This window comes from Duganella sp. CF517 (assembly GCF_900110275.1).
GTDB lineage: Bacteria > Pseudomonadota > Gammaproteobacteria > Burkholderiales > Burkholderiaceae_D > Rugamonas.
In genome coordinates this window covers 300,074-326,466 of record NZ_FODC01000005.1, presented here as the reverse complement: position 1 = coordinate 326,466, position 26,393 = coordinate 300,074, and the positions used below count along the sequence as shown (strand labels likewise).

At 65.3% G+C, this 26,393-nt stretch carries 21 protein-coding genes; 14 read left to right on the top strand and 7 right to left on the bottom strand.

What is annotated here, in order from left to right; translation table 11 throughout:
- The first annotated feature begins 69 nt into the window (after positions 1 to 69).
- The 6 genes from BMX85_RS20760 to BMX85_RS20735 all read left to right on the top strand — a co-directional run bounded on the left by BMX85_RS20760 (position 70) and on the right by BMX85_RS20735 (position 6,904).
- A complete protein-coding gene (locus BMX85_RS20760) occupies positions 70 to 1,770 on the top strand; it encodes a glycosyl hydrolase family 18 protein (protein WP_090323857.1) in 1,701 nt (566 codons plus the stop codon).
- A 3-nt stretch (positions 1,771 to 1,773) separates the two neighbouring features.
- Positions 1,774 to 2,790 carry a cupin-like domain-containing protein gene (locus BMX85_RS20755; protein WP_090323135.1) on the top strand — a complete coding sequence of 339 codons (1,017 nt, stop codon included), beginning with the start codon at positions 1,774 to 1,776 and terminating at the stop codon, positions 2,788 to 2,790.
- 59 nt (positions 2,791 to 2,849) lie between these two features.
- Positions 2,850 to 3,599 (top strand): YoaK family protein, encoded by a 750-nt coding sequence (locus tag BMX85_RS20750; protein WP_090323133.1) that lies wholly within the window; start codon positions 2,850 to 2,852, stop codon positions 3,597 to 3,599.
- A gap of 7 nt (positions 3,600 to 3,606) precedes the next feature.
- Complete coding sequence (locus BMX85_RS20745) at positions 3,607 to 4,092, top strand: arsinothricin resistance N-acetyltransferase ArsN1 family B (RefSeq protein WP_090323131.1); 486 nt, start codon at positions 3,607 to 3,609, stop codon at positions 4,090 to 4,092.
- Between the two features lie 106 nt (positions 4,093 to 4,198).
- A complete protein-coding gene (locus BMX85_RS20740; protein ID WP_090323128.1) occupies positions 4,199 to 6,439 on the top strand; it encodes an ATP-binding protein in 2,241 nt (746 codons plus the stop codon).
- Positions 6,440 to 6,448: 9 nt separating this feature from the next.
- Positions 6,449 to 6,904, top strand: a complete 456-nt coding sequence (locus BMX85_RS20735) for a response regulator (RefSeq protein WP_090323125.1) — start codon at positions 6,449 to 6,451, stop codon at positions 6,902 to 6,904.
- Between the two features lie 13 nt (positions 6,905 to 6,917).
- On the opposite strand, the gene BMX85_RS20730 is transcribed toward BMX85_RS20735, so the two are convergent.
- On the bottom strand, positions 6,918 to 8,537 hold the full coding sequence (locus tag BMX85_RS20730) for a response regulator (protein ID WP_090323122.1): 1,620 nt from the start codon (positions 8,535 to 8,537) through the stop codon (positions 6,918 to 6,920).
- 129 nt (positions 8,538 to 8,666) lie between these two features.
- Here BMX85_RS20730 and BMX85_RS20725 point away from each other — a divergent pair, with 129 nt between their 5' ends.
- Positions 8,667 to 9,272, top strand: a complete 606-nt coding sequence (locus BMX85_RS20725; protein ID WP_307173944.1) for a biliverdin-producing heme oxygenase — start codon at positions 8,667 to 8,669, stop codon at positions 9,270 to 9,272.
- On the opposite strand, the gene BMX85_RS20720 is transcribed toward BMX85_RS20725, so the two are convergent.
- Together BMX85_RS20720 and BMX85_RS20715 are read right to left on the bottom strand one after the other, a co-directional pair.
- Positions 9,266 to 10,423, bottom strand: coding sequence for a branched-chain amino acid ABC transporter substrate-binding protein (locus BMX85_RS20720; RefSeq protein WP_090323120.1), 1,158 nt, complete (start codon positions 10,421 to 10,423; stop codon positions 9,266 to 9,268). The two genes, BMX85_RS20725 and BMX85_RS20720, sit on opposite strands and share 7 nt — an antisense overlap.
- Positions 10,424 to 10,669: 246 nt before the next feature.
- The gene (locus tag BMX85_RS20715; protein WP_143068038.1) at positions 10,670 to 12,331 is read right to left on the bottom strand and encodes a hypothetical protein; all 1,662 of its coding nucleotides are present in this window, start codon (positions 12,329 to 12,331) and stop codon (positions 10,670 to 10,672) included.
- A 379-nt stretch (positions 12,332 to 12,710) separates the two neighbouring features.
- Between BMX85_RS20715 and BMX85_RS20710 the strand changes: the two genes are divergently transcribed.
- The 7 genes from BMX85_RS20710 (at position 12,711) to BMX85_RS20680 (ending at position 20,835) form a co-directional block, all read left to right on the top strand.
- The gene (locus BMX85_RS20710) at positions 12,711 to 13,142 is read left to right on the top strand and encodes a hypothetical protein (protein WP_229210593.1); all 432 of its coding nucleotides are present in this window, start codon (positions 12,711 to 12,713) and stop codon (positions 13,140 to 13,142) included.
- Between the two features lie 75 nt (positions 13,143 to 13,217).
- Positions 13,218 to 15,638 carry a catalase gene (locus BMX85_RS20705; protein ID WP_090323850.1) on the top strand — a complete coding sequence of 807 codons (2,421 nt, stop codon included), beginning with the start codon at positions 13,218 to 13,220 and terminating at the stop codon, positions 15,636 to 15,638.
- Positions 15,639 to 15,832: 194 nt separating this feature from the next.
- Positions 15,833 to 17,461 carry an MFS transporter gene (locus BMX85_RS20700; RefSeq protein ID WP_229210592.1) on the top strand — a complete coding sequence of 543 codons (1,629 nt, stop codon included), beginning with the start codon at positions 15,833 to 15,835 and terminating at the stop codon, positions 17,459 to 17,461.
- Positions 17,462 to 17,466: 5 nt separating this feature from the next.
- On the top strand, positions 17,467 to 18,648 hold the full coding sequence (locus BMX85_RS20695; RefSeq protein ID WP_090323114.1) for an HlyD family secretion protein: 1,182 nt from the start codon (positions 17,467 to 17,469) through the stop codon (positions 18,646 to 18,648).
- Positions 18,645 to 20,063 (top strand): efflux transporter outer membrane subunit, encoded by a 1,419-nt coding sequence (locus tag BMX85_RS20690; protein WP_090323111.1) that lies wholly within the window; start codon positions 18,645 to 18,647, stop codon positions 20,061 to 20,063. Before BMX85_RS20695 ends, BMX85_RS20690 begins: the two co-directional genes overlap by 4 nt.
- An 18-nt stretch (positions 20,064 to 20,081) precedes the next feature.
- Complete coding sequence (locus BMX85_RS20685; RefSeq protein WP_090323109.1) at positions 20,082 to 20,417, top strand: YnfA family protein; 336 nt, start codon at positions 20,082 to 20,084, stop codon at positions 20,415 to 20,417.
- 19 nt (positions 20,418 to 20,436) lie between these two features.
- Positions 20,437 to 20,835 carry a lysozyme inhibitor LprI family protein gene (locus BMX85_RS20680; protein WP_177196834.1) on the top strand — a complete coding sequence of 133 codons (399 nt, stop codon included), beginning with the start codon at positions 20,437 to 20,439 and terminating at the stop codon, positions 20,833 to 20,835.
- On the opposite strand, the gene BMX85_RS20675 is transcribed toward BMX85_RS20680, so the two are convergent.
- From BMX85_RS20675 to BMX85_RS20660, 4 genes are all read right to left on the bottom strand, one after another.
- Positions 20,822 to 21,262: a hypothetical protein gene (locus tag BMX85_RS20675; protein ID WP_090323103.1), complete on the bottom strand. Its 441-nt coding sequence runs from the start codon at positions 21,260 to 21,262 to the stop codon at positions 20,822 to 20,824. The genes BMX85_RS20680 and BMX85_RS20675 overlap by 14 nt on opposite strands.
- A 303-nt stretch (positions 21,263 to 21,565) precedes the next feature.
- A complete protein-coding gene (locus tag BMX85_RS20670; RefSeq protein ID WP_090323101.1) occupies positions 21,566 to 22,024 on the bottom strand; it encodes an AraC family transcriptional regulator in 459 nt (152 codons plus the stop codon).
- A 37-nt stretch (positions 22,025 to 22,061) separates the two neighbouring features.
- Positions 22,062 to 25,190 carry an efflux RND transporter permease subunit gene (locus BMX85_RS20665; protein ID WP_090323098.1) on the bottom strand — a complete coding sequence of 1,043 codons (3,129 nt, stop codon included), beginning with the start codon at positions 25,188 to 25,190 and terminating at the stop codon, positions 22,062 to 22,064.
- A 9-nt stretch (positions 25,191 to 25,199) separates the two neighbouring features.
- The gene (locus BMX85_RS20660) at positions 25,200 to 26,378 is read right to left on the bottom strand and encodes an efflux RND transporter periplasmic adaptor subunit (RefSeq protein ID WP_090323095.1); all 1,179 of its coding nucleotides are present in this window, start codon (positions 26,376 to 26,378) and stop codon (positions 25,200 to 25,202) included.
- Between the last annotated feature and the right edge of the window lie 15 nt (positions 26,379 to 26,393).

The window sequence follows — 26,393 nt, the reverse complement described above, 5'->3', positions numbered from 1 at the left end:
CTACCAATTCTTTCGGTTTCATCCTGAAAAAACAAGAAAAGCATAGATCACCCACCCGAAGGAGAGATGATGGAACATGCAGTGAAGGGGAATGCGGCCGTGATGGGCCTGATCGCCGGCATGCTGGCGGCTTGCGGCGGGGGCGGCGACAGCCCCGCTTCCGACACATCGAACAAGTTGCTGGCGGCGGTGCAAACCGCGGCGGCGGCTGTCGCCGAGAACTGTCCGGCCTGGTCGGCGGCGGCGATTTATACGGTCGACATGTGCGTGACCTACAACGGTGCCGTCTACAAGGCCAAGTGGTGGACGCAGAATAACGTGCCCGGCACCGAACAGTGGGGACCGTGGGCTTTGCAAACCACCACGCCGACACCGACACCGACTCCGACGCCGACACCCACTCCGACACCGACACCTACTCCGACACCCACGCCCACGCCCACACCAACGCCGACGCCGACGCCGATCCCCGGCGGCCGCGAAATCGGCTCCTACTTCGCGCAATGGGGCGTCTATGGCCGCAACTACGAAGTGGCCGACATCCACACCACCAAAACGCCGGTCAACGGCGTGCAGACCAGCGTGGCCGACCAGCTCACTTTCATTAATTACGCCTTCGCCAATACCTACGCGAAAAACGGCGGCTATGAATGCGACATGGTGACCAAGGCCGAAACCGGCGGGTCGAATCCCAACTCGCCCGACGCGGGGACCGGCGGCGATGCGTACGCCGATTATCAACGCTCGCCGGCGCGCACCGTCAACGGCCAGGCCGTGCCATGGGATGCGCCGTTGAGCGGCAACTTCCTGCAACTGAAGCTGCTCAAGGCCGCGCATCCAAACCTGAAGATCTTCATCTCGCTGGGCGGCTGGAGCTGGTCGAAGAACTTCTCGGCGGCCGCCAAAACCGACGCGCTGCGCAAGCAGCTGGCCAAGTCCTGCGTGAAGATGTTCATCGCCGGCGACCTGCCGGTCCAGGATGGGCGCGGCGGCGCGGGCGCGGCCAAGGGTGTTTTCGATGGTATCGACATCGACTGGGAATACCCGGGCGGCGGCGGCCAGACCTACAACACCGTCGACACGGTCAACGACAAGCACAACTTCACCTTGCTGATGGCGGAATTCCGCGCGCAGCTCGACGCGCAGGGCGCCATCGACGGCAAGCGCTATGCGCTGACGGCGGCCATCGGCGCGGGCGGCGAGAAGATCGCGCAGACCGAACCGGCACTGTACGGCCAGTACATGGACTGGGTCAATCTGATGACCTATGACTTCCACGGCGGATGGGAAGCGACCACCAACTTCCACGCGCCGCTGTACCACGACCCGGCCGATCCCTCGACCGGCAATCTGGCCAAGTACAACAGCCACGATGCGATCACCGCGCTGGTGGCCGCCGGTATGCCGCGCAATAAGATCCTGCTCGGCGTGCCGTTCTACGGACGCGGATGGAAGGGCGTGGCGGCCGGCCCGAACGGCAACGGCCTGTATCAAAGCACCGGCGGCGCGGCGACCGGCGCCTACGAGGCCGGAATCGACGACTACAAGGTGTTGATTAACAAAACCGGGACGCGCTGGTATCATCCGGTGACGAAACAGCTGTACCTCTACACCGGCAGCGGCGGTGAGTGGTGGAGCTACGACGACCCCACCGTGATCGCGACCAAGATGCAGTATGTGCGCGATCAAAACCTGCGCGGCGCCTTTTCCTGGGAATTGGACGGCGACGCCAACGGCGCCCTGACCAACGCCGTCTGGATAGGACGCTAAGCCATGATGCACCATGCCGCCGTTGCACCCGTAGCCGTCAACGACGCATGGCGCACCTGGATCGCCGAGAACCTGATGTTGGGCGGACGGCCGGAAGGCCTGGTCGGGATTTTGATCCAATCCGGCATCAGCGAGCAGGAGGCGTTGGCGGAGGTCGACGCCGCGCTGCGCAGCCCTTACCTCAAGGGGGCGTCGCGCCTGCACAACCGGCTGGCCAAGCGCGACTGGGTGCTGGGCATCCAGTCGCGCTTGAACCGTCTGGCGCCGGCGCAGGTACCGCGCCGCGAGCGCCTGTCGGGCGATGCCTTCCTCGCAGAGCACTACCGCCGCAACCAGCCGGTGATCATCACCGGCATGCTGGAAGACTGCGTCGCCCGCGCAAAATGGACACTGGATTATTTGCGCGACCATTTGGGCGAGCGCGAAGTGGAGGTGCAGTTCGGCCGCGACGCCGATCCGGACTACGAACTGAATAGCCAGGCGCACAAACGGCGCATGCCGTTTGGCGAATACGTGGAACTGGTGCGCGCCAGCGGCCGCACCAACGATTTCTACATGACCGCCAATAACGACGAGAGCAACCGCGAGGCGCTGCGGGAGCTGATGGCCGATCTGCCGCCGTTGGCCGACTATCTGAACGACGAGCGGCGCGGTTTTTTCTGGTTCGGGCCGGCCGGCACGCTCACGCCGTTCCATCACGACCTGACCAACAACTTCATGATACAGATCGCGGGCCGCAAGCGGGTGCGCCTGATCGCGCCTTGCGATATTCCCCGTCTGTACAACCAGCGGCACTGCTTTACGCCGGTGGACGGGAGGGCGATCGATATCCAGCGCTTTCCCATGATGGCGAACGTGCCGGTGATCGACTGCGTGCTGGCGCCGGGAGAGATCCTGTTCCTGCCGGTGGGCTGGTGGCATTTTGTCGAGGCGCTCGACATCACCATCACCATCTCCACCACCCATTTCAGGTGGGATAACGACTTCTATTCGGACTACCCGGCCAATCACGACTTCTGATACGGGAATCCGGATCGATTACAATCGTCTTGCCGACAGTAGACCGCAAGCGAGCCGCCATGCCCATGCACTACCTGCGCGCCTTGACCGGTCCGCACCGCACCGATATCAGCAACCGCCGCCTTGGCCGCGCCTTGGCCTTCGTGGCCGGCGCGGTCAACGCCGGCGGTTTTTTCGCGGTCGGACAATACACCTCCCACATGTCGGGCATCGTCTCGGCGCTGGCCGACAACGCCGCGGTGGGCGACGCGGCGCTGCTGCTGGCGGGGGCGATATCGCTGCTGGCCTTCTTCCTGGGCGCGGCCACCTCCGCGATCCTGGTCAACTGGGGGCGCCGCCGGGGCGCCCATAGCCGCTATGCGCTGCCGCTGATGCTGGAGGCGGCGCTGTTGCTCGTCTTCGGCGTGATGGGCGGCACGCTGGCGGGGCGAGGCCACATCACGGCCATCGTGGCCCTGCTTTGCTTCGTGATGGGACTTCAGAACGCCATCGTCACCAAGGTGTCGCGCGCCGAGATCCGCACCACCCACGTCACCGGGCTGGTGACCGATATCGGCATCGAGTTGGGCAAGCTGTTTTATTGGAATATGGGGCAAGGCGGCGCAGACGGCGCTAGGCCCGAAAAGGTCGTGGCCGATCGCAATCGCCTATCCTTGTTATGTTCCCTGCTGGGCGCCTTCCTGCTTGGCGGCCTGCTTGGGGCGTTCGGCTTTAAGTTATTGGGTTTTATCGCCACCGTTCCGCTGGCGCTGGGGGTGCTGTCGCTTGCCATCATTCCTATTTTCGATGATTTTTTCAACACGTATTGACTTACCGATGATCAGACCCGCCACACCGGACGATGCTTGCGCCATTGTCGAGATTTACAACCACTACGTCGCCACCACGGTGATCAGTTTCGAAGAGCGCCCGGTGACGCCGGACGAAATGGCGGCCCGCATCCGCGACGTGACGGCGGCCTTGCCCTGGCTGGTGTACGAGTCCGAGGGCGCCGTGGTGGGCTATGCCTACGCCACCAAATGGCGCGTGCGCAGCGCCTACCGCTATTCGGCCGAGACCAGCGTGTACGTGGCGCCGGGGCGGGGCGGCAAGGGCATCGGCTCGGCGCTGTATGAAACCCTGCTGGAGGAGCTGCGCGCGCGCGAAATCCACATGGCCATCGGCGGCATCGCCCAGCCCAATCCGGCCAGCGTGGCGTTGCACGAACGCCTCGGCTTCGAGAAAGTCGCCCATTTCAAGCAGGTGGGCCGCAAGTTCGACCGTTGGATCGACATGGGGTACTGGGAGCTGCAACTGGGTTAGCTGATCTTCGGCGCTGACCCGTTATTGGTGGCGCATCGTGCGTCGGGACGGCCCAAAAGTTGATATCATGTGGCTTTGTTAATACCGGGTTCGCCCGCAGCCCATCATGCCACAGGCCAGCACCGACACCGAATTAGCGACATGTGACAGCGAGCCTATACGTACGCCGGGCAGTATTCAGCCGCATGGTTTCCTGCTGGCGCTCTCGCCACGGCTCGAGGTGATGCAGGTCAGTGACAATCTGGCCGAGTTCACCGGCATCCCGCCCGAGAAGGCGCTCGGGCGCCCGCTCACGGACGTCATCGGCGCCCGCAGCGCGCAGGCGCTCGAACACAGTCTGCGCGGCGGCCAGTTGCGCGAGCGTCCGGCCTATATCGCCACCGTCGGCCTGGAAGGCGAGGCGTTCGACGTGCTGGCCCACGCCTACGACGACTTGCTGGTGCTCGAATTCGAGCGCGCGCGCGGCACCATCGACGCCGGCATCCAGCAGCTGTATCCCCTGGTCGGCGATTTCCTCAACAAGATCAGCGACGCCGACACCATCGTTGAATTGTGCCAGCTGGCCGCCAGCGAGATCCGCGCGCTGACCGGTTTCGGCCGGGTGCTGGTCTATAGCTTCGACGAGGAAGGCCACGGCAACGTGCTGGCCGAATGCATCGGCGAGGGCTACGACGGCTATCTTGGCCAGCGCTTCCCGGCCAGCGACATTCCGCGCCAAGCGCGCGAGCTGTACCTGGCCAACCGCATCCGCCTGATCCAGGATGCCGACTATCAGCCGGCGCGGCTGGTGCCAGCCGAAAATCCGCTCACCGGAAAGCCCAACGACCTGTCGTTCGCGTCGCTGCGCAGCGTCTCGCCGATCCATCTGCAATACATGCGCAATATGGGCACGATGGCGTCGATGTCGGTGTCGCTGATCGTCAAGGGCAAGCTGTGGGGCCTGATTTCGTGCCACCACTCGCAGGCGCGCCACCTCAGCTTCCACCAGCGCAGCGTGTGCGAGCAGCTGGGGCAAATCCTGGCGCTGCGCATCCGCAACCGTTCGGACGCCGACCAGATGCAGTTCCGGCTGGAGGTGCGGCGCGTGATGGTCAACCTGCTGGGCGGTCTGACGCAGGGCGCGGACTTCATCGAAAACCTGCGCAGCGTGCTGCCCGAGCTGCTGCGCTTCGCGCGCGCCGGCGGCGTCGCCATCGTCGTCGACGACCGGTTGATCAGCTACGGGCTCACGCCGGACGACGAGCAGATACGCGGCCTGGTGGGATGGCTCAGCGCCAACGTGCACGAGGACCTGTTCCACAGCGACCGTCTGGGTACCGTCTATCCGGCGGCGGCGGCCTACACCGACTCCGCCAGCGGCTTGATGGCGATGCAGATCTCGCGCATCCACCAGCATTATCTGCTGTGGTTCCGTCCCGAGGTGGTGTACTCGATCGACTGGGCGGGTCGCCCGGAAAAAATGGAAAAGTCGCCGGGCATGCTGTCGCCGCGCACCAGCTTCGCCAGCTGGCGCGAGGCGGTCCATGGCACCTCCGCGCCGTGGCACGAGGGCGAACTGGAACTGGCGCTGGAATTCCGCACCGCGCTGCTGGGGATCGCGCTCGAACGCGCCGAGCAAATGGCCGATCTGGCCGAGGAGCTGGGCCGGGCCAACAAGGAGCTGGAGGCGTTCTCGTACTCGGTGTCGCACGACTTGCGCGCGCCGCTGCGCCACATCGTCGGCTTCTCCGACCTGCTGATGGAGACGGCTGGCAGCGATAACCCGGAAAGGCGCCAGCGCTTCCTGGTCAACATCAAGGAATCCGCCCGGCTGGCCGGCAAGCTGGTGGACGATTTGTTGAGTTTTTCGCAAATGGGCAGGGCGGCACTGCGGCCGGTGCGCGTGCGCATGGACGATCTGGTGCGCGGCTGCATCGACAAACTGGCGCCGGACACCCCCGCGCGCCGCATCGATTGGCAGGTCGAGCAACTGCCTGAAATCATCGCCGATCCGTCGTTCCTGCAGCTGGCGTTGTACAATCTGCTTTCAAACGCCGTCAAGTTCACCGCGCAGAGCGATCCTGCCGTCATACGTATCACCAGCGAGCGGCTGCCCCAGGAAACCGTGTTCCATGTCGCCGACAATGGCGTCGGCTTCAACATGGATTACGCGCACAAGCTGTTCGGGGTTTTCCAGCGGCTGCACCGCATGGAGGACTTCCAGGGCACCGGCATCGGCCTGGCGAATGTACGGCGGATCATCGAGCGCCATGGCGGCCGCGTTTGGGCGCGGTCGGCGCCGGGCGAGGGAGCGACGTTTTCCTTTGCCATACCGACCAATACCAATACAAATACCGATAAAGTTTGAGGCACGCCTATGTTAAAGCCTATCCTGCTGGTTGAAGACAACCCTCATGATCTGGAGCTGACGCTGATTGCGCTGGAACGCAGCCAATTGGCCAATGAAGTGATCGTCGTGCGCGATGGCGCCGACGCACTCGATTATTTGCACGCGCGCGGCAGCTTCGCCAGCCGGGAGCAGGGCAACCCCGCCGTGGTGCTGCTCGACCTGAAACTGCCCAAGGTCGACGGCCTGGAAGTGCTGGCCGAGATCCGCGGCAGCGCGACGCTGAAAAGCATCCCCGTGGTGATGCTGACGTCCTCGCGCGAGGAGCAGGACCTGATCCGCAGCTATGAACTGGGCGTGAACGCCTATGTCGTCAAGCCGGTCGATTTCCAGGAGTTCGTGCGGGCGATCGCCGACCTGGGGATTTTCTGGGCGGTGCTCAACGAGCCGCCGCCGGGATCGCACCGCTACGTCAAGCCGCAGTAGTCGGCCGCCGCGCTTAAGCCGACGCGGTTGCGCCGCGCTTGCGCAGCAGTTGGCGGATGCGCGAGCTGAGGGTTTCGACGGTATAGGGCTTTTGCAGCAGATTGACCCCCGGCGGCAATTTGCCGTCGTGCGACAGCACCCCTTCCGCATAACCGGACGTGAACAGGATCTGCGCCAGCGGCAGCTTTTCGCGCACCAACTCACTCAATTCCAGGCTGCTCACGCGGCCAGGCATCATCACGTCCGTGAACAGCAGGTCGATATGCACGCCGCCGTCGATCAGGTGGGTCGCCTGTTCGGCATTGGCGCTGCTCAGTACCTTGTAGCCCAACGTCGACAGCATGTCGACGGTGGCGGCGCGCACCGCCTCCTCGTCCTCCACCACCAGTATGGTTTCCACGCCGCCGGTCAACGCCGGCAGCGCCGTCGAGTGCTCGGGTTCGGCCTGGGCCTGGCTGCGGCGCAGATAGATCTGCACGCAGGTGCCTGAGCCCAAGGTGCTTTGCAGCGCGATTTCGCCGCCCGACTGCTTGACGAAACCGTAGGCCATGCTCAGGCCCAGCCCCGTGCCCTGGCCGGTCGGCTTGGTGGTGAAGAACGGCTCGAACGCCCGTTGCATCACCTCCTGCGACATGCCCGAGCCGGTGTCGGCGATCTCGATCAACACGTAGTCGCCCTGGCCGTCGCCGATCTTCGACAGCTGCTCGGAGCCGGAGTGCAGGTTGCGGGCGCGGATGGTCAGCGTGCCGTCGCCGCCCATGGCGTCGCGCGCGTTGATGGCCAGGTTCAGGATCACGTTATTGAGCTGGCTGACATCGACGTCGGTGTTCCACAAGCGCGTGGCGATGTCGGCGATCACCACCGCGCGCGGACCGAGCACGCGGCGCAGCATGTCGTCCATATCGGCCAGCACCGGCGTCAAATCGACCACCGCGCTTTGCAGCGGCTGGCGGCGCGCGAACGCGAGCAGGTGCGCGGCCAGCCGCGCGCCGCGCTCGACGCCATTGAGCGCGTTCTCGATGCGCGCCATGCCTTGCGGGTTGACGTCGCCGACCATCTGCAGCAAATGCAGGTTGCCGCTGATGATTTGCAGGACGTTGTTGAAATCGTGGGCGACGCCGCCGGTCAGCTGGCCGATCGCTTCCATCTTCTGCGCCTGGTGCAGGGCGGCCTGGCTGACCCGCAGCTCTTCTTCGCGCTGGCGCAGTTCCAGGAAGGCGGCGTCGCGCTGCTGGCGCGCCTGATAGGCGGCGCAGTGGTAGCGGATGCGCGCTTCGAGCTCGCGCGCCTCCGGCCATTTGACCAGATAGTCGTTGGCGCCGAGCGCGAACGCCTGCGCCTTGATATCGGCATCGTCCTCCGACGACAGCAATATCACGGGCAGATGCTCGGTATGCGGATCGGCGCGCAGCATGCGGATCACGTCGAAGCCGTCGGCGCCGGGCATGCGCAGGTCCACCAGCAGGACATCGGCGTCGACCTCCTTGCACAGCTGGACGGCCAGTTCGGCGCGATTGTCATAGCGCAGCGTGATGCCTTGCTGGCGCGACATGTGATAGCCGATCAAGTCTTCAGCCATCGCTTCGTCGTCGATCAACAGCACTGAGCAGTTCTGGGATTGGTTTTGGTTCATAGGCAGTATGCTGGTAGTAACTAAATTTTACCTTAGCTCTATCTTTCCAGAATTTGTCGGCGTCTACCGTGCGCGCGCTAGCATTTCACTGTGTAAAATCTTGTCATCGATAAGAAATTGGGAAATATCTTGGAAGAAATTTCCACTGTGGAACAAGATGTGCTGGCCGCGTTGCGGGAGGCCACCGCGCAGCGACACGCGGAGCTCGACGCCGGCACGCCGCTGGCGGCGGCGGAGGTGGATTTGCGCGCCTATCACGACCATTTGCGGCTGCTGGAGCAGTGGCTGGCGCCGATCCAGGACTGGATCGGGCGCTTCGATGACGCGCCGAGGCTGCCTGCCTATCTGGATGCGATCCGGGAGGATCTGGCGCACGCAGCGATGGCCGGCATGGCGGACGCGCCGCGCGGCGGCCCGGCGGCGGCCTGGCCGGCGCAGTGCGGGCCGGCGTGGCGCTGGGGCGTGTGCTATGTGGTCGAAGGATCGCAACTAGGCGGGGCGGTGCTGTATAAACGGCTGGCGGAGAAGCTGGCGCCCCATCCGCTCGGCTATCTGCGCGGAGCCGGTTCGCCCGGCCCCCGCTGGCAGCAATTCATCGCCGCGCTGCGTGAACACGTGGTGGGCGCGCGGGACATCGCCGAAGCGTGCGAAGGCGCCCGGCATGCGTTCGACAGCCTGATCGCGTTGAACCGCGCGCGATCGGCCGCCGGGCCGCTATCGCAAGCGGGTCAATAGCTGGTCAACGGCACCGGCTGACCGCCTTTGAAGGTGAAGATCGTCACCGGCGACTGCTTCATGTCGCCACGCTCGTCGAACGCGTAGGTGCCGGCGACGCCCTTGTACGAACCGGCGCCGATGACCGCCGACACCTTCTGCGGATCGATCGAATTCGCCTTTTGCATCGCTTGCGCGTACATCATGGTCGCATCGTAGTACGACGCGGCGTAGACGTCGGCGTCCTGCTTGTAGCGCGCCTTGTACTTGGCTTTGAACGCCGGACCGCTGGAGGCCTTGTCCAGGATCGCGCCGCCCTGCGAGCACAGGACGTTGTCGGCCACCGCGTCGCCACCGAGCTTGCCCATCTCGCCGGTGCAGATGGTGTCGCCGCCGAGCAGCTTGGCGGTGATGCCCAGCTGCTTCATCTGGCGCACCATCGGCGCCGCCTGCGGCGCGTAGCCGCCGAAGAAGATCGCCTCGACCTTCTTGTTTTTCAGCTTGGTCAGGATGGCGTTGAAGTCGAACGCCTTGTCGGTGGTGAATTCGTGGCCGGCCACGGTCATGCCGGAGGCTTTCGCCTGCTTCTTGAATTCTTCCGCCACGCCCTGGCCGAAGGCGGTGCGGTCGTCGATCACGGCGACGGTTTTGAACTTGAGTTCATTGGCCGCGTACAGCGCCATCTTGGAGCCGAGCTGGGAGTCGCTGGCGTTGACGCGGAACAGGCCCTTGTAGCCTTGCAGCGTGATCTTGGGATTGGTGGCGATGGTCGCGACCAGTACCCCGGCATCGTTGTAGGCGCGCGAAGCGGGAATCGCCACGCCGGAGTTGTAAGGGCCGACGACGTATTTGACGCCGTTGTCGATCAGCTTTTGCGCGGCGGCGACGCCGGCTTTCGGGTCGCCCTGGTCGTCCTCCGACAGCAGTTCGAACTTGAGCTTTTTGGCGGCCACGGTGATCGGCTTGGCGTTGAGTTCTTCCACCGCCAGACGGGCGCCGTTCTCGTTGTCCTTGCCCGAAAACGCCTGCGCGCCGGACAGCGGGCCGCTATGGCCGATCTTGACCACGGCGTCCTGGGCGTAGGCGCCGGCGGCGGCCAGTAGCGCCGTGGCGGCGGCGATGTGCTTCACGCTGTGCTTCACGCTGTGCTTCACGCTGTGCTTCAAATACATGCGAACTCCCGATGTCGATGGTTGTGAAATGCAATTCGTGATTATCGCTAAAAACGAATCGTATTATCGTGTGACTTTGGCGCGGGATCGGGAAATATTTGGCGCGATCGGCCGATAAACGACGGGCGCTCGAAATTTAATTCGGTAGCGGGGAAGCGGCCTTGCGCGGCGATGGCGGGATGGCGCGCCTTCGACGCGCCATCCCTGTGCCGATTTCCGCATGCGGCCGGCCGCATGCCGCGGGCCTTACTGGCCGGGCCCGATGCCGCGCGTCCTGGCCGGCGCCGCGACGGCCGATACACGCGGCGTCGCGCTGACCGCCGATTGCGTGGCGCGCGCATTGGCGCCCAGCAGCGCCGGGTCGGTGATGTTGTATGCGGCGATGGCCGCCGCCAGCGCGGGGTTGCCCTGCAGCGGATTGGTTTGCGCCGTCGACGCCTGCACGGCGGCCACTTGCGCGGCGCGCGCCTGTTGCTGCGCGTCCGCCGCCGCCGCGTTGGCGGCCGCCAGATTGCTGGCGGTGGTTTGGGCGGCCGCGGCCTGCTGGGCGGCGATGGCGCCGGCGGCGTTGGCCGCTTCCGGCGACGTCGCCGCGGCCAGCGCGGCGCGTGCCTGCGCCGCCACGGCGCTGGCTTCGGCGCTTTGCGCCGCCAGGGCGTCGGCCGCGCCTTGCGCGGCCTGGGCCTGCGCCAATGCCGACGCGGCCGCGGCGTTGGCGGCCGCCAGATTGGTCGCCGCGTTTTGCGCCGCGACGGCTTGCTGCTCGGCGGTCGCGTTGGCGGAATTGGTTGCGGTCGCGGCCGACGCCGCGCTGCGGGCGATGTTTGCCTGCGCCGCCGCCTGCGTTCTGGCGGCGGTGGTGGCGTTCAATCCGGATGCGGCCTGCTGGCGCGCCGCCTGTGCCGCCGCCGTGGCCTGCGCGGCATCGGCAGCCGCTTGCGCCGCGCTGCGCTCCGTGGCGGCCTCCGACGTCCGCTGGTTCTCTTGCGCCGCATCCGCCGCCCGGCCTTGCTCCACCCGGTCGGCCGCTTGCAGCGATTGCGCGGCCTGGCTTTGCTGGGATGGCAGCGCGTCGATGTCGGCTTCCCGCGCGTCGGCTTCCCGCGCGTCGGCCTGCGCCCGCAGCGCCTCGGCGTTCTGCGCGGCGATCACCTCGGCGGTGGAGGCCTGCAGCGGATTGACGATCGGCGAATCCGGCGCGGTCGCCCGTGGCGTGAGCGGCTCTTCCAGTTCCGCGCGCTGCGCCGCCAGCCTGTCGGCGGCGGTGTCGGGCAATGGAATTTGCCTGAGCAGATCGAGTTCGGCGCGCGCCATATCCAGGCGCGCGTTGGCCACCAGGTCTTGCGGCGTCAACGCATCCTGCTGCGCGCTGGCCAGCGCGGGCAGGGCGCCGCTGCCGGCGGCGCTCAACTGCTCGGCGAAGCGCGTCGCCAGCTCGCTGAACGTATCGAGCGTGTTTTGCAGCGTGCCGGTGGTCGACTGGTTGTCGGTGTTGAAGGAGGCGCGCAAGATCTCGTTGTCGAGCGACAGGCCGGCCGCGGCGTCCGACAACAACGGCGGCTGCAGGGTGATGCCGATCCGCGACAGACTTTGGGCCAGGCTCTGGGCGCCGCTTTGAGGTTGATTTGGTTGGTTCGTCTGGTTCAGCCGCTGGTTCGCCTGCGCGCCCAAGGTCTGCCGGTTCAAACTTTCCACCAGGCTATTCAGCAGCGACGGTGCTTGCGGCTGTGCCTGGTTAAATTCCACGCCCGGCAATAAGTTGAACGCATTCACTACATTTTGCGTGGCGTCATTTAAGGTCGCGGCGCGGGCGGCCGCCTCCTGCGGATCGGCGCCATTGGCTACCGTTGCCTGCAACTGGGCGATCTGCTCGCGCGACTGCGACACCGTCAGCAAGAAGTTGGCCACGGGCGACAAATCCACCTGGACCGATGATTGTGCCGGGGCATCAATGGCTGATCCGACCGGGGCGATCGTCGAGGAGTTGACTGAGTCGACCGCCGCAGTGGGCGATACCAGCGGAAAGTTCGCCGGATTGGGCCCGCTCAGCGTTGTGGATGAGATGGGAAACATGGCGCTCTCCTGGAGTCGGTGTTACGGTATTTTACCTGAGCATCCGCCTAATCGCGTGCACCGTCCGTGTGGCAACTCACTTAGCCGCGCATCGGCGGATAACTTCGCCCGAGGTTGCTACTTTGTTAGATTGCGCACGGTAGCATGTGACCAACAAGCCTATCTTGGTTCCTGCAGTGTTGAAACAAACGACCAACAAACGAGAGGAACCATCATGGAAAACAGCATCGATACTAAAATCAACGGTACCACTGGTAATAGCACGGGCAACAACGCCGGTAACACCGCCGGTAGCGGCTCGGGTAACAGCGCCCGCGAAGGCGTGACCCAGATCGGCAAAGACCTGCGCGCCGACGCGCACGCCGCCATCGACCGCGTTGCCGACAAGGTTCCACCAACGGCCGACCGTCTGGCCACCCGCGCCCATACCGGCGTCGATAAAGTCGCCGACGGCGTCGCCAGCGTCTCCGGCACCGTCGACAGCGTTTCCGAGCGTCTGGCCGTCCGCAGCAAGCAAGTCACCGAAAGCTACAAAAAACTGGCCGAATCGGGCCGCAGCCACGTGCGCTCCAGCCCTGCGATCTCGGTGCTGATCGCCGCCGCCGCAGGCTATGGCATCTCCAAGCTGCTTAACTCGCGCAAGTAATCCAGGCTGCCCGACCGGTATCGCTGCTGGTGCGACCGGCGGCCCGTGCGGGCGCCGATCACCAAGGGACACCAAATGGCAACTAGTAAAAAGACGCCGGCCTCCGTAATGGGGGCTGGCTCCGTATTGAGCACCGTCGCAGGACCATCGACCTCCGCGCCGCCGACCAGTTTGGGCGGCGTGCCCCAGGAAGCTGCGTTGCTGGCCAAGGTGGGCGGCACCCAGGCAGTGGCCGCGGGCATGCCGTTCAACGCCAATAAAGCTGGCGAACATGGCGACGCCTCGCGCACGCCGCAGCCCGGCCAGACCGTCACGCCTCCGCATCCGATCGCCGGCGCCAGCACCACCGGCGAAACCACCGCTTCGCCAAAAGTCGGCAGCGGCGTGCCGCCGCACAGCGTCAACGCCACCATCGAGCCGTTGGACCGCGTGCGTGTCGATTCCGCCGACCAGCGCCTGACCACCAATCAGGGCGTGCCGGTCGCCGACAACCAGAATTCGCTCAAGATCGGCCTGCGCGGCCCGACCGCGATGGAAGACTTCATCCTGCGCGAAAAGATCACGCACTTCGACCATGAGCGCATTCCGGAGCGCGTGGTGCACGCGCGCGGTTCGGCCGCCCACGGCTACTTCGAAAGCTATGGCGATTTGAGCGCCGTCACGCGCGCCGCGCCGTTCGCCGCCGCTGGCAAACGCACGCCGGTGTTCGTGCGCTTCTCCACCGTCGCCGGCGAACGCGGTTCGGCCGACACCGTGCGCGATGTGCGCGGCTTCGCCGTCAAGTTCTACACCGACGAAGGCAACTGGGATTTGGTCGGCAATAACATGCCGGTATTCTTCATCCAGGATGCGATGAAATTCCCGGACCTGGTCCATGCCGTCAAGCCGGAGCCGCATTTCGCGATGCCGCAGGCGTCCAGCGCGCACGACACCTTCTGGGATTTCGTCACGTTGATGCCGGAATCGACCCACATGCTGCTGTGGCAGATGTCCGACCGCGCCATCCCGCGCAGCTACCGCACCATGCAGGGCTTCGGCGTGCACACCTTCCGCCTGGTGAACGCCGATGGCGTGTCGGTGTTCTGCAAATTCCACTGGAATCCTGTGCCGGGCACGCACTCGCTGGTGTGGGACGAGGCGGCCAAGATCATCGGCGCCGATCCCGACTTCCACCGCCGCGACCTGTGGGAAGCGATCGAAGCGGGCGCCTACCCTGAATGGGAACTGGGCGTGCAGATCTTCACCGAGGAACAGGCGGAGGAATTCCCGTTCGACGTGCTCGATTCGACCAAGATCGTGCCGGAGGAACTGGTGCCGCTGCAGATCGTCGGCAAGATGACCTTGAACCGCAATCCGGACAACTTCTTCGCCGAGACCGAACAGGTGGCGTTCTGCACCGCGCACATCGTGCCGGGCATCGACTTCACCAACGACCCGCTGCTGCAAGGCCGTATCCACTCGTATCTGGACACCCAGATCAGCCGTCTCGGTGGCGTCAACTTCCACGAGATCCCGATCAACACGCCGGTGGCGCAGGTGCACAACAACCAGCGCGACGGCATGCATCGCCAGGCGATCGCGCGCGGACGCGTGGCCTACGAGCCGAACTCGCTGGCCGGCGGTAATCCGTTCCAGGCCGGGATGGCCGGCTTCCAGACCGCCTTCAGCAGCGTGAAGCAGGCGCCGGAGGACAAGGTGCGCGGCAAGCCGGAGCTGTTCGCCGACCACTATTCGCAGGCGCGCCTGTTCTGGATCAGCCAGACGCCGTCGGAGCAGACCCACATCGTCAACGCGTTCAGCTTCGAGCTGGGGCGCGTGCAAACGCTCGCTATCCGCGTGCGCCTGCTGTCGATGCTGGCCAACGTCGATCCGGTGCTGGCCGAAGGCGTGGCGCAGGGCTTGGGCCTGGAGGTGCCGGCGCCGATGCCGCTGGCGACCACCGCGCCGCAGCCGCACTATGCACCGTCGCCGGCGCTGTCGCTGCTGGCGCGTCCCGGCGCCGTTGGCGTCCAGGCGCGCAAGGTCGCCATCCTGGCGGCGCATGGCGTCGATGCCGCCGGTGTCAAGGCGATCTACGCCGATTTGCTGGCCGCCGGCGCGGTGCCGCGCGTGGTGGCGCCGCACCTGGGCCAACTGGTCGCCGCCGATGGCAGCGCCCTGGATGTGGAAATCACCATCCAGGGCGGTCCGCCGGTGTTGTACGACGCGGTGGTCGTCGCCGATGGCGAAGCCAGTGTCAAGATGTTGATGGGTGACGCCGACGCGCTCGATTTCGTGCGCCAGCAGTTCCGTCACTGTAAGCCGATCCTGGCGGTGGGGGCGGGCGCCGACTTGCTGCGCAAGGCCGGCGTGCCGGAGAAAATGGAAGACGGTTCGGCCGATCCATCGCTGTGGTGCGTTCCCGCCGGTGGCGTGGTGCCGGCGCTGGCCGAGTTCAAGGCCGCCCTGGGCGCGCATCGGAACTTCCAGCGCGAGGTTGACGCGGCTGCGTTGTAACCTTCGGTTGGTGTAGGGTGAGGGGGCGCCGGTCAAAAACCGGCGCCCCTTCCTTTTGGCCGCCCTGCGGAACTTCATTAATGACGTGCGTAGTGATATGCTCGTTCCAACAACTTCCTCCCCTTAAAGACCGATAAGAACTGGCATCGATGGACGTGTACGCCCCTCAAGTTTGGCTTCCGCACGAGCGACCGGTGCTCCCCGGATCGCCATCGAGTCCTATCCACACGACCGAACGCCGATTGGCGTTCTTCGTCATCGGCTTCATCGTCGCCATCACCGGCGGCTTGGGCAACGCGCTGGTGCTGGTCAACCTGCCTTACCTTCAAGGTTCGCTGGGCGTCTATTCGGCCGAGATCCAGTGGCTGCCGGCCGCCTACGTGATGGCCAACGTCTCGATGAACCTCCTGCTGGTCAAATTCCGCCAGCAGTATGGCCTGCGGCTGTTCACCGAATTGTTCCTGGTGCTGTACGCGGTCGCCACCGTCGCGCACTTGTTCGTGCACGGGCTGGCGTCGGCCATCGCGGTGCGCGCCGCCCACGGCATGAGCGGCGCCGCGCTTTCAACCTTGGGCCTCTATTACGTTTTGCAAGCCTTCCCGGCACAGCATCGCGTCAAGGCGGTGGTGCTGGGTATCGGCTTCTCGCAACTGGCGCTGCCGATGGCGCGCCTGTTTTCGTCGGACCTGATGGAGTTCGGCGAGTGGCGCGGCCTGTACTTCTTCGAGCTGGGATTGGCCCTGGTGTCGCTGGCCGGCGTGTTGTTCCTCAAGCTGCCGCCGGGGGACCGCATCAAGGCGTTCGAAAAAATGGACTTCGTCACCTTCGCGCTGTTCGCGCCCGGCGTGGCGCTGTTGTCCGCCGCGCTGGCGCTGGGCCGCACCGTATGGTGGTTCGAGTCGCGCTGGCTGGGGCTGTGCCTGGCCGGCGCCATCGTGCTGATCGCCGGCGCGCTGCTGATCGAGCATAACCGCGCCCGCCCGTTGATCAACACGCGCTGGCTCAGTACCGCCAACATCGCGCGGCTGGCGTTGTCCGTGCTGTTGATCCGCATCGTGCAGTCCGAGGCCAGCGGCACGGTGGGCTTCCTGCAGGCGCTCGGACTGACCAACGACCAGATGCAGACGCTGTGGATCATCGTCATGATCGGCACCCTGGCCGGCCTGCTGGCGAGCGCGTTGACGATCACGCCGGCGCGCATTCCCGCGCAGTTGATGGTGTCGCTGGTGGTGATGGCGATCGGCGCGTATATGGATTCCAACGCCACCAATCTGACACGTCCGGTCGATATGTATGTCAGCCAGTTCCTGCTCGGCTTCGGCGGCGCCTTGTTTATCGGGCCGACCTTCGTCTCCGGCTTTGGCGCCGTGATCGCGGCGCCGAGTAACCTGGTCAGCTTCTCCGTCATGTTCTCGATCACGCAAACGCTGGGCAGTTTGCTCGGCTCCGCGATCGTCGGCACCTTCCAGGTGGTGCGCGAGAAGTATCACTCCAGCATCCTGGTCGAGCATTTGACCCTGCTCGATCCGCAGGTGGCGGCGCGGATTCAAAGCGGCGGCGCGTCGCTTGGCGCCACGCTTGCCGATCCAACGATGCGCAACGCGCAAGGCGTCGCCTCGCTTGGCGCCGCCGCCGCGCGCGAGGCCAACATCCTCGCCTACAACGATGTCTTCCTGATGATCGCACTGGTGGCGGTGCTCACGCTCGCATGGATGCTGGCGCGCTACCTTTGGTCGATCTGTGTGGTGTGCCAGCCCAGTCCCGCGCACAACGCGCAGACCGGCATGGCCAACGTCTCTCTTAACAATTCCGGATCACGCTGAACGACATGGCTACCAATACACCCGATACCTCCGCTCCTCCCTCCGCTCCGGCCACACCGGCCACCGCCGCCGCGCCGCCGCCATTGCCTGCGGCGCCCAGCCGTCGCGGGCAGATCGTTTCCACCATCGCGTTTTCGCTGGTCGCCTTGATCGGCGTGCTGATCGTGCTGTACGCATGGCGGCTGCCACCGTTCACCAGCGCCATCGTCTCGACCGAGAACGCGCTGGTGCGCGGGCAGGTCACGTTGATCGGCACGCAGTTGTCCGGCTATGTCGTCGACGTCAAGGTGCAGGATTTCCAGCAGGTGAAGCAGGGCGATTTGCTGGTGCAGATCGACGACCGCATTTATCAGCAGCGCTACGAACAGGCGCAGGCGCAGCTGGCGGCGCAGAAGGCGGCGCTGGCCAACTGGGACCAGTCGCGCAAGACGGCGGCGGCGGGCGTGCAGCTGAACCAGGCCACGCTGGCCAACGCGCAGGCGCAGGCGGTCAGGTCGCGGGCCGATCTTGGCCGCGTCAATTCGCTGGCGGCCGACGGCTCGCTGTCGTTGCGCGAGCAGGACGCGTCAAAAGCCGCGCAGGCGCAGACGGTTGCCGCCGTGGCGCAGGCGCGCGCCAATCTGGACATCGCCAAACAGCAGGTGCAGTCGGTGACGGTCAACAAGCTGTCGCTGGAGGCGGCGGTGGCCAACGCGCAGGCCGCGCTGAAGGCGGCCCGGGTGGATCTGGAAAACACCCGCATCATCGCGCCGGAGGACGGTCAACTGGGACAGGTCACCGTGCGCAAGGGCGCCTACGTCAACACCGGCGCCAACCTGATGGGATTGGTGCCGCGCCAGCTGTGGGTGATCGCCAATCTGAAAGAGACGCAGATGAACAACGTGCAGGTGGGGCAGAGCGCCACCTTCAAGGTCGACGCGCTCGATGGCGCGGTGCTGACCGGGCAGGTGGAACGGATATCGCCGGCCACCGGATCGGAATTCAGCGTGCTGCCGGCCGATAACGCCACCGGCAATTTCGTCAAGATCGCGCAGCGCATACCGGTGCGGATACGCATCGATCCGGGACAGGCCAAGGCCGCGCGGCTGGCGCCGGGGATGTCGGTGATCGTCAGCATCGACACCTCCGCCGTTCTCGACGACTCGGATGGCAGGCGCGCCACGGCGCGCGCGGGAGCCGGCCGATGAAGTGCCGGCGACTGTCGCAAAGCCGGCGCGGCGCGCTGCGCGCCGTATCCGCCGCGGTCATCGTGGCGCTGGCCGGTTGCGCGGCCAAGGTCGGCCCGCCGCCGGCGTCGACCCTGGAGACCCCCGTCGCCTGGCGCACTGCTCCCGGTCCCGCCCAGAGCGCCGCGCCGGTCGAAAAGCAATGGTGGCAGGCCTTCGGCGATCCGGTTCTGAGCGCGCTGGTGACCAAGGCCCTCGAACACAATGGCGACTTGCGCATCGCCCGCGCACGCGTGGCGCAGTACCGCGCGCTGGTAGGCGTGGCGGCGGCGGGGCAGAAGCCGAACGTCGTCGTCGATACGGCGCCGACCCGCACGCGCCAGTTGGCGTCGAATGGCCAGCCGTATGTCACCAACGTCTACCAGGCCGAGATCCAGGCCAGCTACGAAGTGGACGTGTGGGGCCGTCTGGCCGCCGCGACCGACGCCGCCACCGCCACCTATCAATCGGAGCGGGCCAACGCCGACGCCGTGGCCTTGTCGATCGCCGCCACCGTCGCCACCGGCTACCTGAACCTGCGCGGGCTGGACGCCCAGCTGGCGTTGACCGAGCAGACGCTCAAGCTGCGCGGCGAGTCGCGCGACCTGGCCAAGCGCCAGTTCGATGTCGGTTACAGCTCGCGGCTGGAGTGGCTGCAGGCGCAGGCCGAGTACCAGACCACCGCCGAGCAGGTGCCGCAGCTGAAGCGTTCGATCTTCGAGCAGGAGAACGCGCTGGCCATCCTCACCGGCGGCAATCCCGGACCGATCGCGCGCGGTGCGGAATTGGCGCAACTGGAGCCGCCGCCGGTGCCCGAAGGGCTGCCATCCGAACTGCTGCGCCGTCGGCCGGATATCGCGCGGGCGGAATTCAACCTGGTCGCCGTCAACGCCAATCTGCGCGCCACGCGCGACCAGTTGCTGCCGTCGTTCAAGCTGACGGCCGTCGGCGGCATCCAAAGCCTGAAAATGCACGACTTCCTGAATTCGCCGACGGCGTTGTGGCGGCTGACCGGCGCCATCGCCGCGCCGGTGTTCGAGGGCGACCGCGTGCAGTCGCAGACCGACTCGGTGGCGGCCCAGCGCGACCAGCTCACCTTCGCCTACGAGAACGCCGTGCGCACGGCATTTTCGGAGACCGATAACAGCCTGGGGGCGATTTACCAGCTCAGGGAGCAAGCGGTGCAGAACGACGCGCGCCGCGCCACGGCGGCCGAGACCTTGCGCATCGCGCATAATCGCTATCGCAACGGCTATGCTTCGTACCTGGAGGAGCTGGACGCGCAGCGCACCTTGTACAGCGCCGATGTCGGACGGCTGCAACTGCGCACGCGGATGCTGGTCGCGTCGGTCGATCTGTATCGCGCCATGGGCGGCGGCTGGACGCCGCAACCGTAGTTTTGCGGGGGACGTTGTTTGGACATCTTGAAATTGACTGGCTTGTTCGCGCTGACCGCGCTGACTGAAATCGTCGGCTGCTATTTGCCGTGGTTGGCGCTCAAGCAGGGCAAGACGATGTGGTTGTTGGTGCCGGCGGCGGCCTCGCTGGCGCTTTTCGCCTGGCTGCTAACCTTACATCCCAGCGCTGCCGGCCGCACCTATGCCGCATATGGCGGCATGTACATCGCGGTGGCGTTGTTGTGGCTTCGTTTTGTCGATGGCATCGCGCTAAGCCGCTGGGATATGGCGGGTGCGGCGCTGGCGTTGGGCGGCATGGCCGTCATTGCGTTGCAACCCGCGACGTCGGGTTGATTATTCCAAGGAGATGGAGATGAAGATAAGCAGATTTGTGATGCCAGTGTTGTTGCCGTTGCTGTCCGCAAGCGCATGGGCCGATTGCAGTGCCCCCGCGACGCAATCCGAGATGACGCAATGCGCCGGGCAGGCTTATTCCGCTGCCGATAAGAAGTTGAACCTTGCCTATAACGAGTACCGCGCCCGCCTGAACGCGGAGCAAAAGAAGCAGCTGACGCAGGCGCAGCTAGCTTGGGTCAAGTTCAGGGACCTGTCTTGCGCATTCGAAAGCTCGGGCGCGGAAGGCGGCAGCGCCTATCCGATGGTGCGCAGCGGCTGTCTCGCAGCGAAAACCGAGAGCCGGTTGAAGGAGATTAAAGCGCTGCAGGATTGTCAGGAAGGCGATATGAGTTGTCCCGCGCTTAAAAATCGATAGTACGGGCTTGATTAGTCGGATCAAGTCCGGTTTGACTGGACTTCAACTCCGTAATGAACCTAGCGACCAGATCGCGATCCTTCTCGGTCCTAATGCTTTTCTTGAGAAGAGGGGCCACATGATAGGCGATGAATTGACGATCATTTGGCTTGTTCGATATCGCTTCCTTGACTACCGATATTAACGCTGCCAAGGACATGAATGAAGCAAATACTTCATATGGTTTCGCGCTGACGAACGGGCTCTTCTTCAAGTAAAAACGCGCCAATCGCAATTGATCAGTTTTTTTCCATGACCGATGCGCCATGACTTGGAAAGCATCACTGTAGTTCGCGGCTTCAATCGGAAAAGTCTCCATCAGGAAACTCGCCGCATCCTCCGATGCTAATCCTTTGAGCTTGGCCTCAATCTGAATTTGGTTATTCATGCGAACCCCCTTCAATACGCCAGAAATAATCCAAGAGGCAATCCAGCATAACTGGCCCTTATTGCGGCGGGTTGATAGTGGCCCGAGTCATTTCGGAATCGAAGAGTGGTCTGCAAAAAAACTACGTCTCCGGGACGCAGATTGCTAAGCATCCCTGCGCCGGTAAGATTTTGGATGATAGGCGGAATTTGTCTCTCCCAAGGGTGAGCGTCGTGCCTGAAGCGCGTTTCCAACAATAGAACCTCGAACCCGTTTGGATCGCCATCCGCGTCGGTGAATCGATCATCAAACGGGCCGTACAGCTTACTTGACCGGGATGCAAAGCTCGGCCGAGAACACGCCCGTCGCCGGGTCCATCGCATAGTCGGCAGGGTAGCGCTCCATGCACGGGCCGGGCGCGAAGCTGCCTTCGGCCTGGATCTGCCCGAAGAACGCGGCCCACGCCGCCGGCATCTGGTCGGCCGTGCCGTTGAATTTGGCGACGGCGTAGCGGCCGGCCGGCAGCGTCGCCTCCTTCGCCGGTTCGGCGATCGGGTAGTCGGCCGCCACTTCGACGCAGGCGTCGTAGCGGCATTCGTTCGGCGGCGTGGTGCCCGGGTCGTCCTGCGCCACGCCGTACGTCACGCGGTTGTGCAGGCCGAAGGCCTTCTGCCACGGCGTGAACACCTCTTTCCAGAACTCGCCGATGGCGGCGCCGAACGGTCCTTTGTAGCGCAGATACGCCACGCGTATCGCCGGCAGTTCCGTGATTTCATATTCCATGTTTGTCTCCCTGCTTGTTGCGTTGTCGAATGCCCGATTAATGTCCGCCGGCGACCTTGCGCATCGGTTGGTCCTGGTCGTCCGCCGGCGCCGGATGGCGGCGCAGTTTGCGCATCAGGCGTCCGAGCAGATGTTCAAAGTCGTCGATGTAGGTGAAGACGGCCGGCACCACCAGGAGGCTTAACAGCGTCGACGTAATCAGCCCGCCGATCACCGTGATCGCCATCGGCGATCGGAAGCTGGGGTCGGCGCCCCAGCCCAGCGCCAGCGGCATCATGCCGGCGCCCATGGCGATGGTGGTCATCAAAATCGGCCGGCTACGCTTGTGGCAGGCGTCGACCAGCGCGTCGAAGCGGTTCATGCCTTCCTGGCGCGCCAGAATAGCATAATCGACCAACAAGATTGAGTTTTTTGTAACGATCCCCATCAGCATGATCAAGCCGATCATCGACGGCATCGACAAGGCGCTGCGGGTGATCAGCAGCGCCACGAAGGCGCCGCCGATCGACAGCGGCAGCGCCGCCAGAATCGTCACCGGCTGCATGAAGTCCTTGAACAGCAGCACCAGCACGCAGTAGATGCACAACACGCCGATCAGCATCGCCAGGCCGAAGCTGGCGAACAGCGAGGCCATTTCCTGGGTGTCGCCCAGTTCCGCGATCTTGACCGACGGCGGCAGGTTTTTCAGCGACGGCAGCGCGCGCGCTTCCGCGTCGACCTCGCCCAGCGCGCGGCGGCCCAGTTCCACTTCGAACGTGACGTTGCGGCTGCGGTTGAGGCGATTGATTTGCGCCGGGCCGCTTTCCATCGTGATGGTGGCCACGGTCGCCAGCAGCACCGGACCGTTTTTGCCCGGCACCGTCAGGCGGCCGATGGCATCGAGGTCGGCGCGCACCGAATCGGGCAGCTTGACACGGATCGGCACCTGGCGCTCCGGCAGATTCATCTTGGTCAGGTCGGTGTCGTAGTCGCCGGCGGTGGCCACGCGCACCGTCTGGCCGATGGCGTTGGCGGTCACGCCCAGATCGGCGGCCTTGGCGAAGTCCGGCGTGACGATGATCTCCGGACGCACCAGCGAGGCGCTCGATCGCACGTTGCCGACGCCTTGCAGCGTGCGCATTTCGCGTTCCACCTTTTGCGCCGTCGCTTGCAGTACGACCGGGTCGTCGCTGCGCAGCACCAGTTGCAGCTTGACGCCGTTGTCCGGCGGGCCGACCTTGAAGCGCGCGCCAGGGATGGCGTCGAGACGGCTGCGGATATGGTCGTCGATGTCGGCCATCGATTCCTTGCGGTCCGTGCGGTGCACGGTGGTGATGGTCAGCACGGCGCTGCGCGCCTCGGCCGCCGCGCCGGGCGCAAAGGCGTCGCCGCTGGACCCGCCGCCGATGGAGCTGAACACGGATTTGACCCCGGGTACGCCCATCGCGGCCTGGCGCGCCCGTTCGGCGATGACGCTGGTCTCGGCCAGCGTGGATCCCGGCGGCAGCTCCAGGTTGATCTGGGTTTGCGCGCGGTCGGCGGCCGGCACGAAGCCGGTCGGCAGCATGCCCACCAGCGAGATCGAGGCGACGAAGAACGCGGCGGCGGCCAGCGCCGTGATGCCGCGATGCTTCAGGCACCAGCGCATCACGCGCAGGTAGCGGACCATCAGCCAGCTGTCTTTTTCCTCGCCATGCGCGATCGGCTTGAGCAGGTAGGCCGCCATCATCGGCGTCAGCAAGCGCGCCACCACCAGCGACGCCAGCACCGCGATCACCGCGGTCCAGCCGAACTGCTTGAAGAACAGGCCGGGGATGCCGCTCATGAAGGCGGTCGGCAGGAACACCGCCACCAGCGCGAAGGTCGTGGCGATGACCGCCATGCCGATTTCGTCGGCCGCTTCCATCGCCGCCTCCATCGGGGTTTTACCCATGCGCAGGTGGCGCGCGATGTTTTCGATTTCGACGATGGCGTCGTCGACCAGCACGCCGACCACCAGCGCCAGCGACAGCAAGGTGACGGTGTTGAGCGTGTAGCCGAACAGGTAGATGCCCAGGAAGGCCGGCATCACCGACAGCGGCAGCGCGGCGGCGGCCACCAGGGTGGCGCGCCAGTCGCGCAGGAACCACCACACCACCAGCACCGCCAGCAGCGCGCCTTCGTACAGCAGTTCCATCGAGCCGTCGAAGTTTTCCTCGACCGGATGGGCGTTGTCGATGACCTGCTTCAGCACCACTTTCGGATTGTTCGCCTCCAGTTCCTTGACCGCTTCGCGCGCACCCTTGGCCACGGCCAGTTCGCTGGCGCCCTTGTTGCGGAAGATTTCGAAGCCGATCACCTGCTTGCCGTCCTGCAGCGCGATGGCGCGCGGCTCGGAGACGGTGTCGGTGATGGTGGCCACCTGGTCGAGCCGCACGCGGCGCCCGTCCGGCAACGGCAGGTCCATGGCCGCCAGTTCGGCCGCGCTTTTGACGGTTCCGATGGTGCGTACCGATTGCTCGGCGCCGCTGACGTCACCGCGTCCGCCCGGCGCTTCCTTCTGCACCAACCGCAGTTGCCGCGACACGTCCAGCGCCGATACGCGCAGCGCCGCCATGCGGGCCTCGTCGAGCTCCACGCGGATTTCGCGGTACACGCCGCCCACGCGCTTGACCGAGCCGATGCCGGGCACCGCCAGCAGGCGCTTGGCGACGACGTTGTCGACGAACCAGCTCAGCTCCTGCTGGTCCATTTTTTCGCCGGGCACCTGCGCGGCGGCGGCGGTGAAGGTCAGCACCACGCGGCCGGCGGTGGAGGCCTTGGTCACGGTCGGGTCGCGCAGTTCGGCCGGCATGTCGGCCTTGATGCGGGCGACCGCGTCGCGCACGTCGTTGACGGCGTCCGAGATCTGCTTCTCCAGCACGAATTCGATGGTGGTGGTCGAGACGCCGTCGAGCACCGTGGTGTAGATGTTCTTCACACCCTGCAAAGTGGCGACCGAATCCTCGATCTTGCGCGCCACCTCGGTCTCCAGCTGGGCCGGCGCGCTGCCGTCCAGGGTCGCGGTGACGGTGACGATCGGCAGTTCGATGTCCGGGAAGTCCTGCACCGGATTGGCCTTGTAGGCCATCAGCCCCGCCAGCGTCAGCAGGACGAACAGCATGATCGCCGGGATCGGGTTCTTGATCGATAAGGAGGAAAAATTCATGGCGTGTCCTTATTTGGCCGCGGCCGATGCCGGGGCGGCGGCGCGCGCGGGCGCGCCCTCGGCGACGACGTGTACCAGGTCGCCGTCGTTGAGGAAGCCGGCGCCGCGCAGCACCACCTGCATGTCGGCCGTCAGGCCGCCCTTGACCTCGATGCGGTCGCCCAGGCGGCGGCCCGGCTGCACCTTGATCTGACTGACCTTGCTGTCGGTGTTCAGGCGGAACACGAAACTGAAGCCGTCGCGCACCACGATCGATTGCTGCGGCACGGTCAGCGCGTCCGATTTACCCAGCTCGAACTGGCCGCTGGCGAACATGCCGGCCTTGAACGGCGCCTCGCCGGCGCCGGCGTTCGGCGGCAGGTCGACATACACCAGCGCCGAGCGGGTTTGCAGGTCGACGGTCGGCGCGATCATGCGCACCTTGCCGGTCACTTCGCTGCCGTTGGCCGCCTTGACGACGGCCGGCGTGCCCGGCTTGAGGCTGCGCAGGTCGTTGGCGACCACCTCGGCGCGCCATTCCAGGCGGCCCTGGCGGATCATGCGGAACAGTTCCGTGCCGGGCGCCGACACCGAGCCGACGGTGGCGTTGGCGGTCCTGGCGGAGATGATGCCGCCGTCCGGCGCCACCACTTTGGTGTATTTGAGGCGCAGCTGCTGGTTCGCCAGCGCCGCCTTGGCCGAGGCGATGCGGGCGTTGGCGGTTTGCTCGGTGGTGTTGTACTGGCTGATTTGCTGCGCGCTCAGGGCGCCGGAATTTTGCAAGGTGCGCGCGCGGGCGGCGTTGGCCACGGCGTCGGCGGCGTTGGCCTCGGCCTCCTGCAGCGCCGCTTTCGACTGGGCGATGTCGGCGTTGATGGTCTCGGCCGAGAACACGGCCAGCACGTCGCCGGCCTTGACGACGTCGCCGACGTTGACGCGCACCTCGGTCAGGCGCAAGCCGTTCGATTCGCTGCTGACGCTGGCCTCCTGCCAGGCGGCGACGTTGCCGTTGGCGGCCAGCTTGATCGGCGCGCTGGCGGTCGACGGCCGGGTGGTGGTGACGGTCAGCGCGGCCTTGGGCGCGGTGGCTTTCTTTTCATCGGCGGCCTGGGTGGCCGGCGAGTACACGGCCATACCGATGCCGGCGACGACGAAGACTGCCAGCACGGCGATGGCAAGCGGTTTCAGATTGGTTTTCAGAGTTTTCATAATTGGACGGTCAGG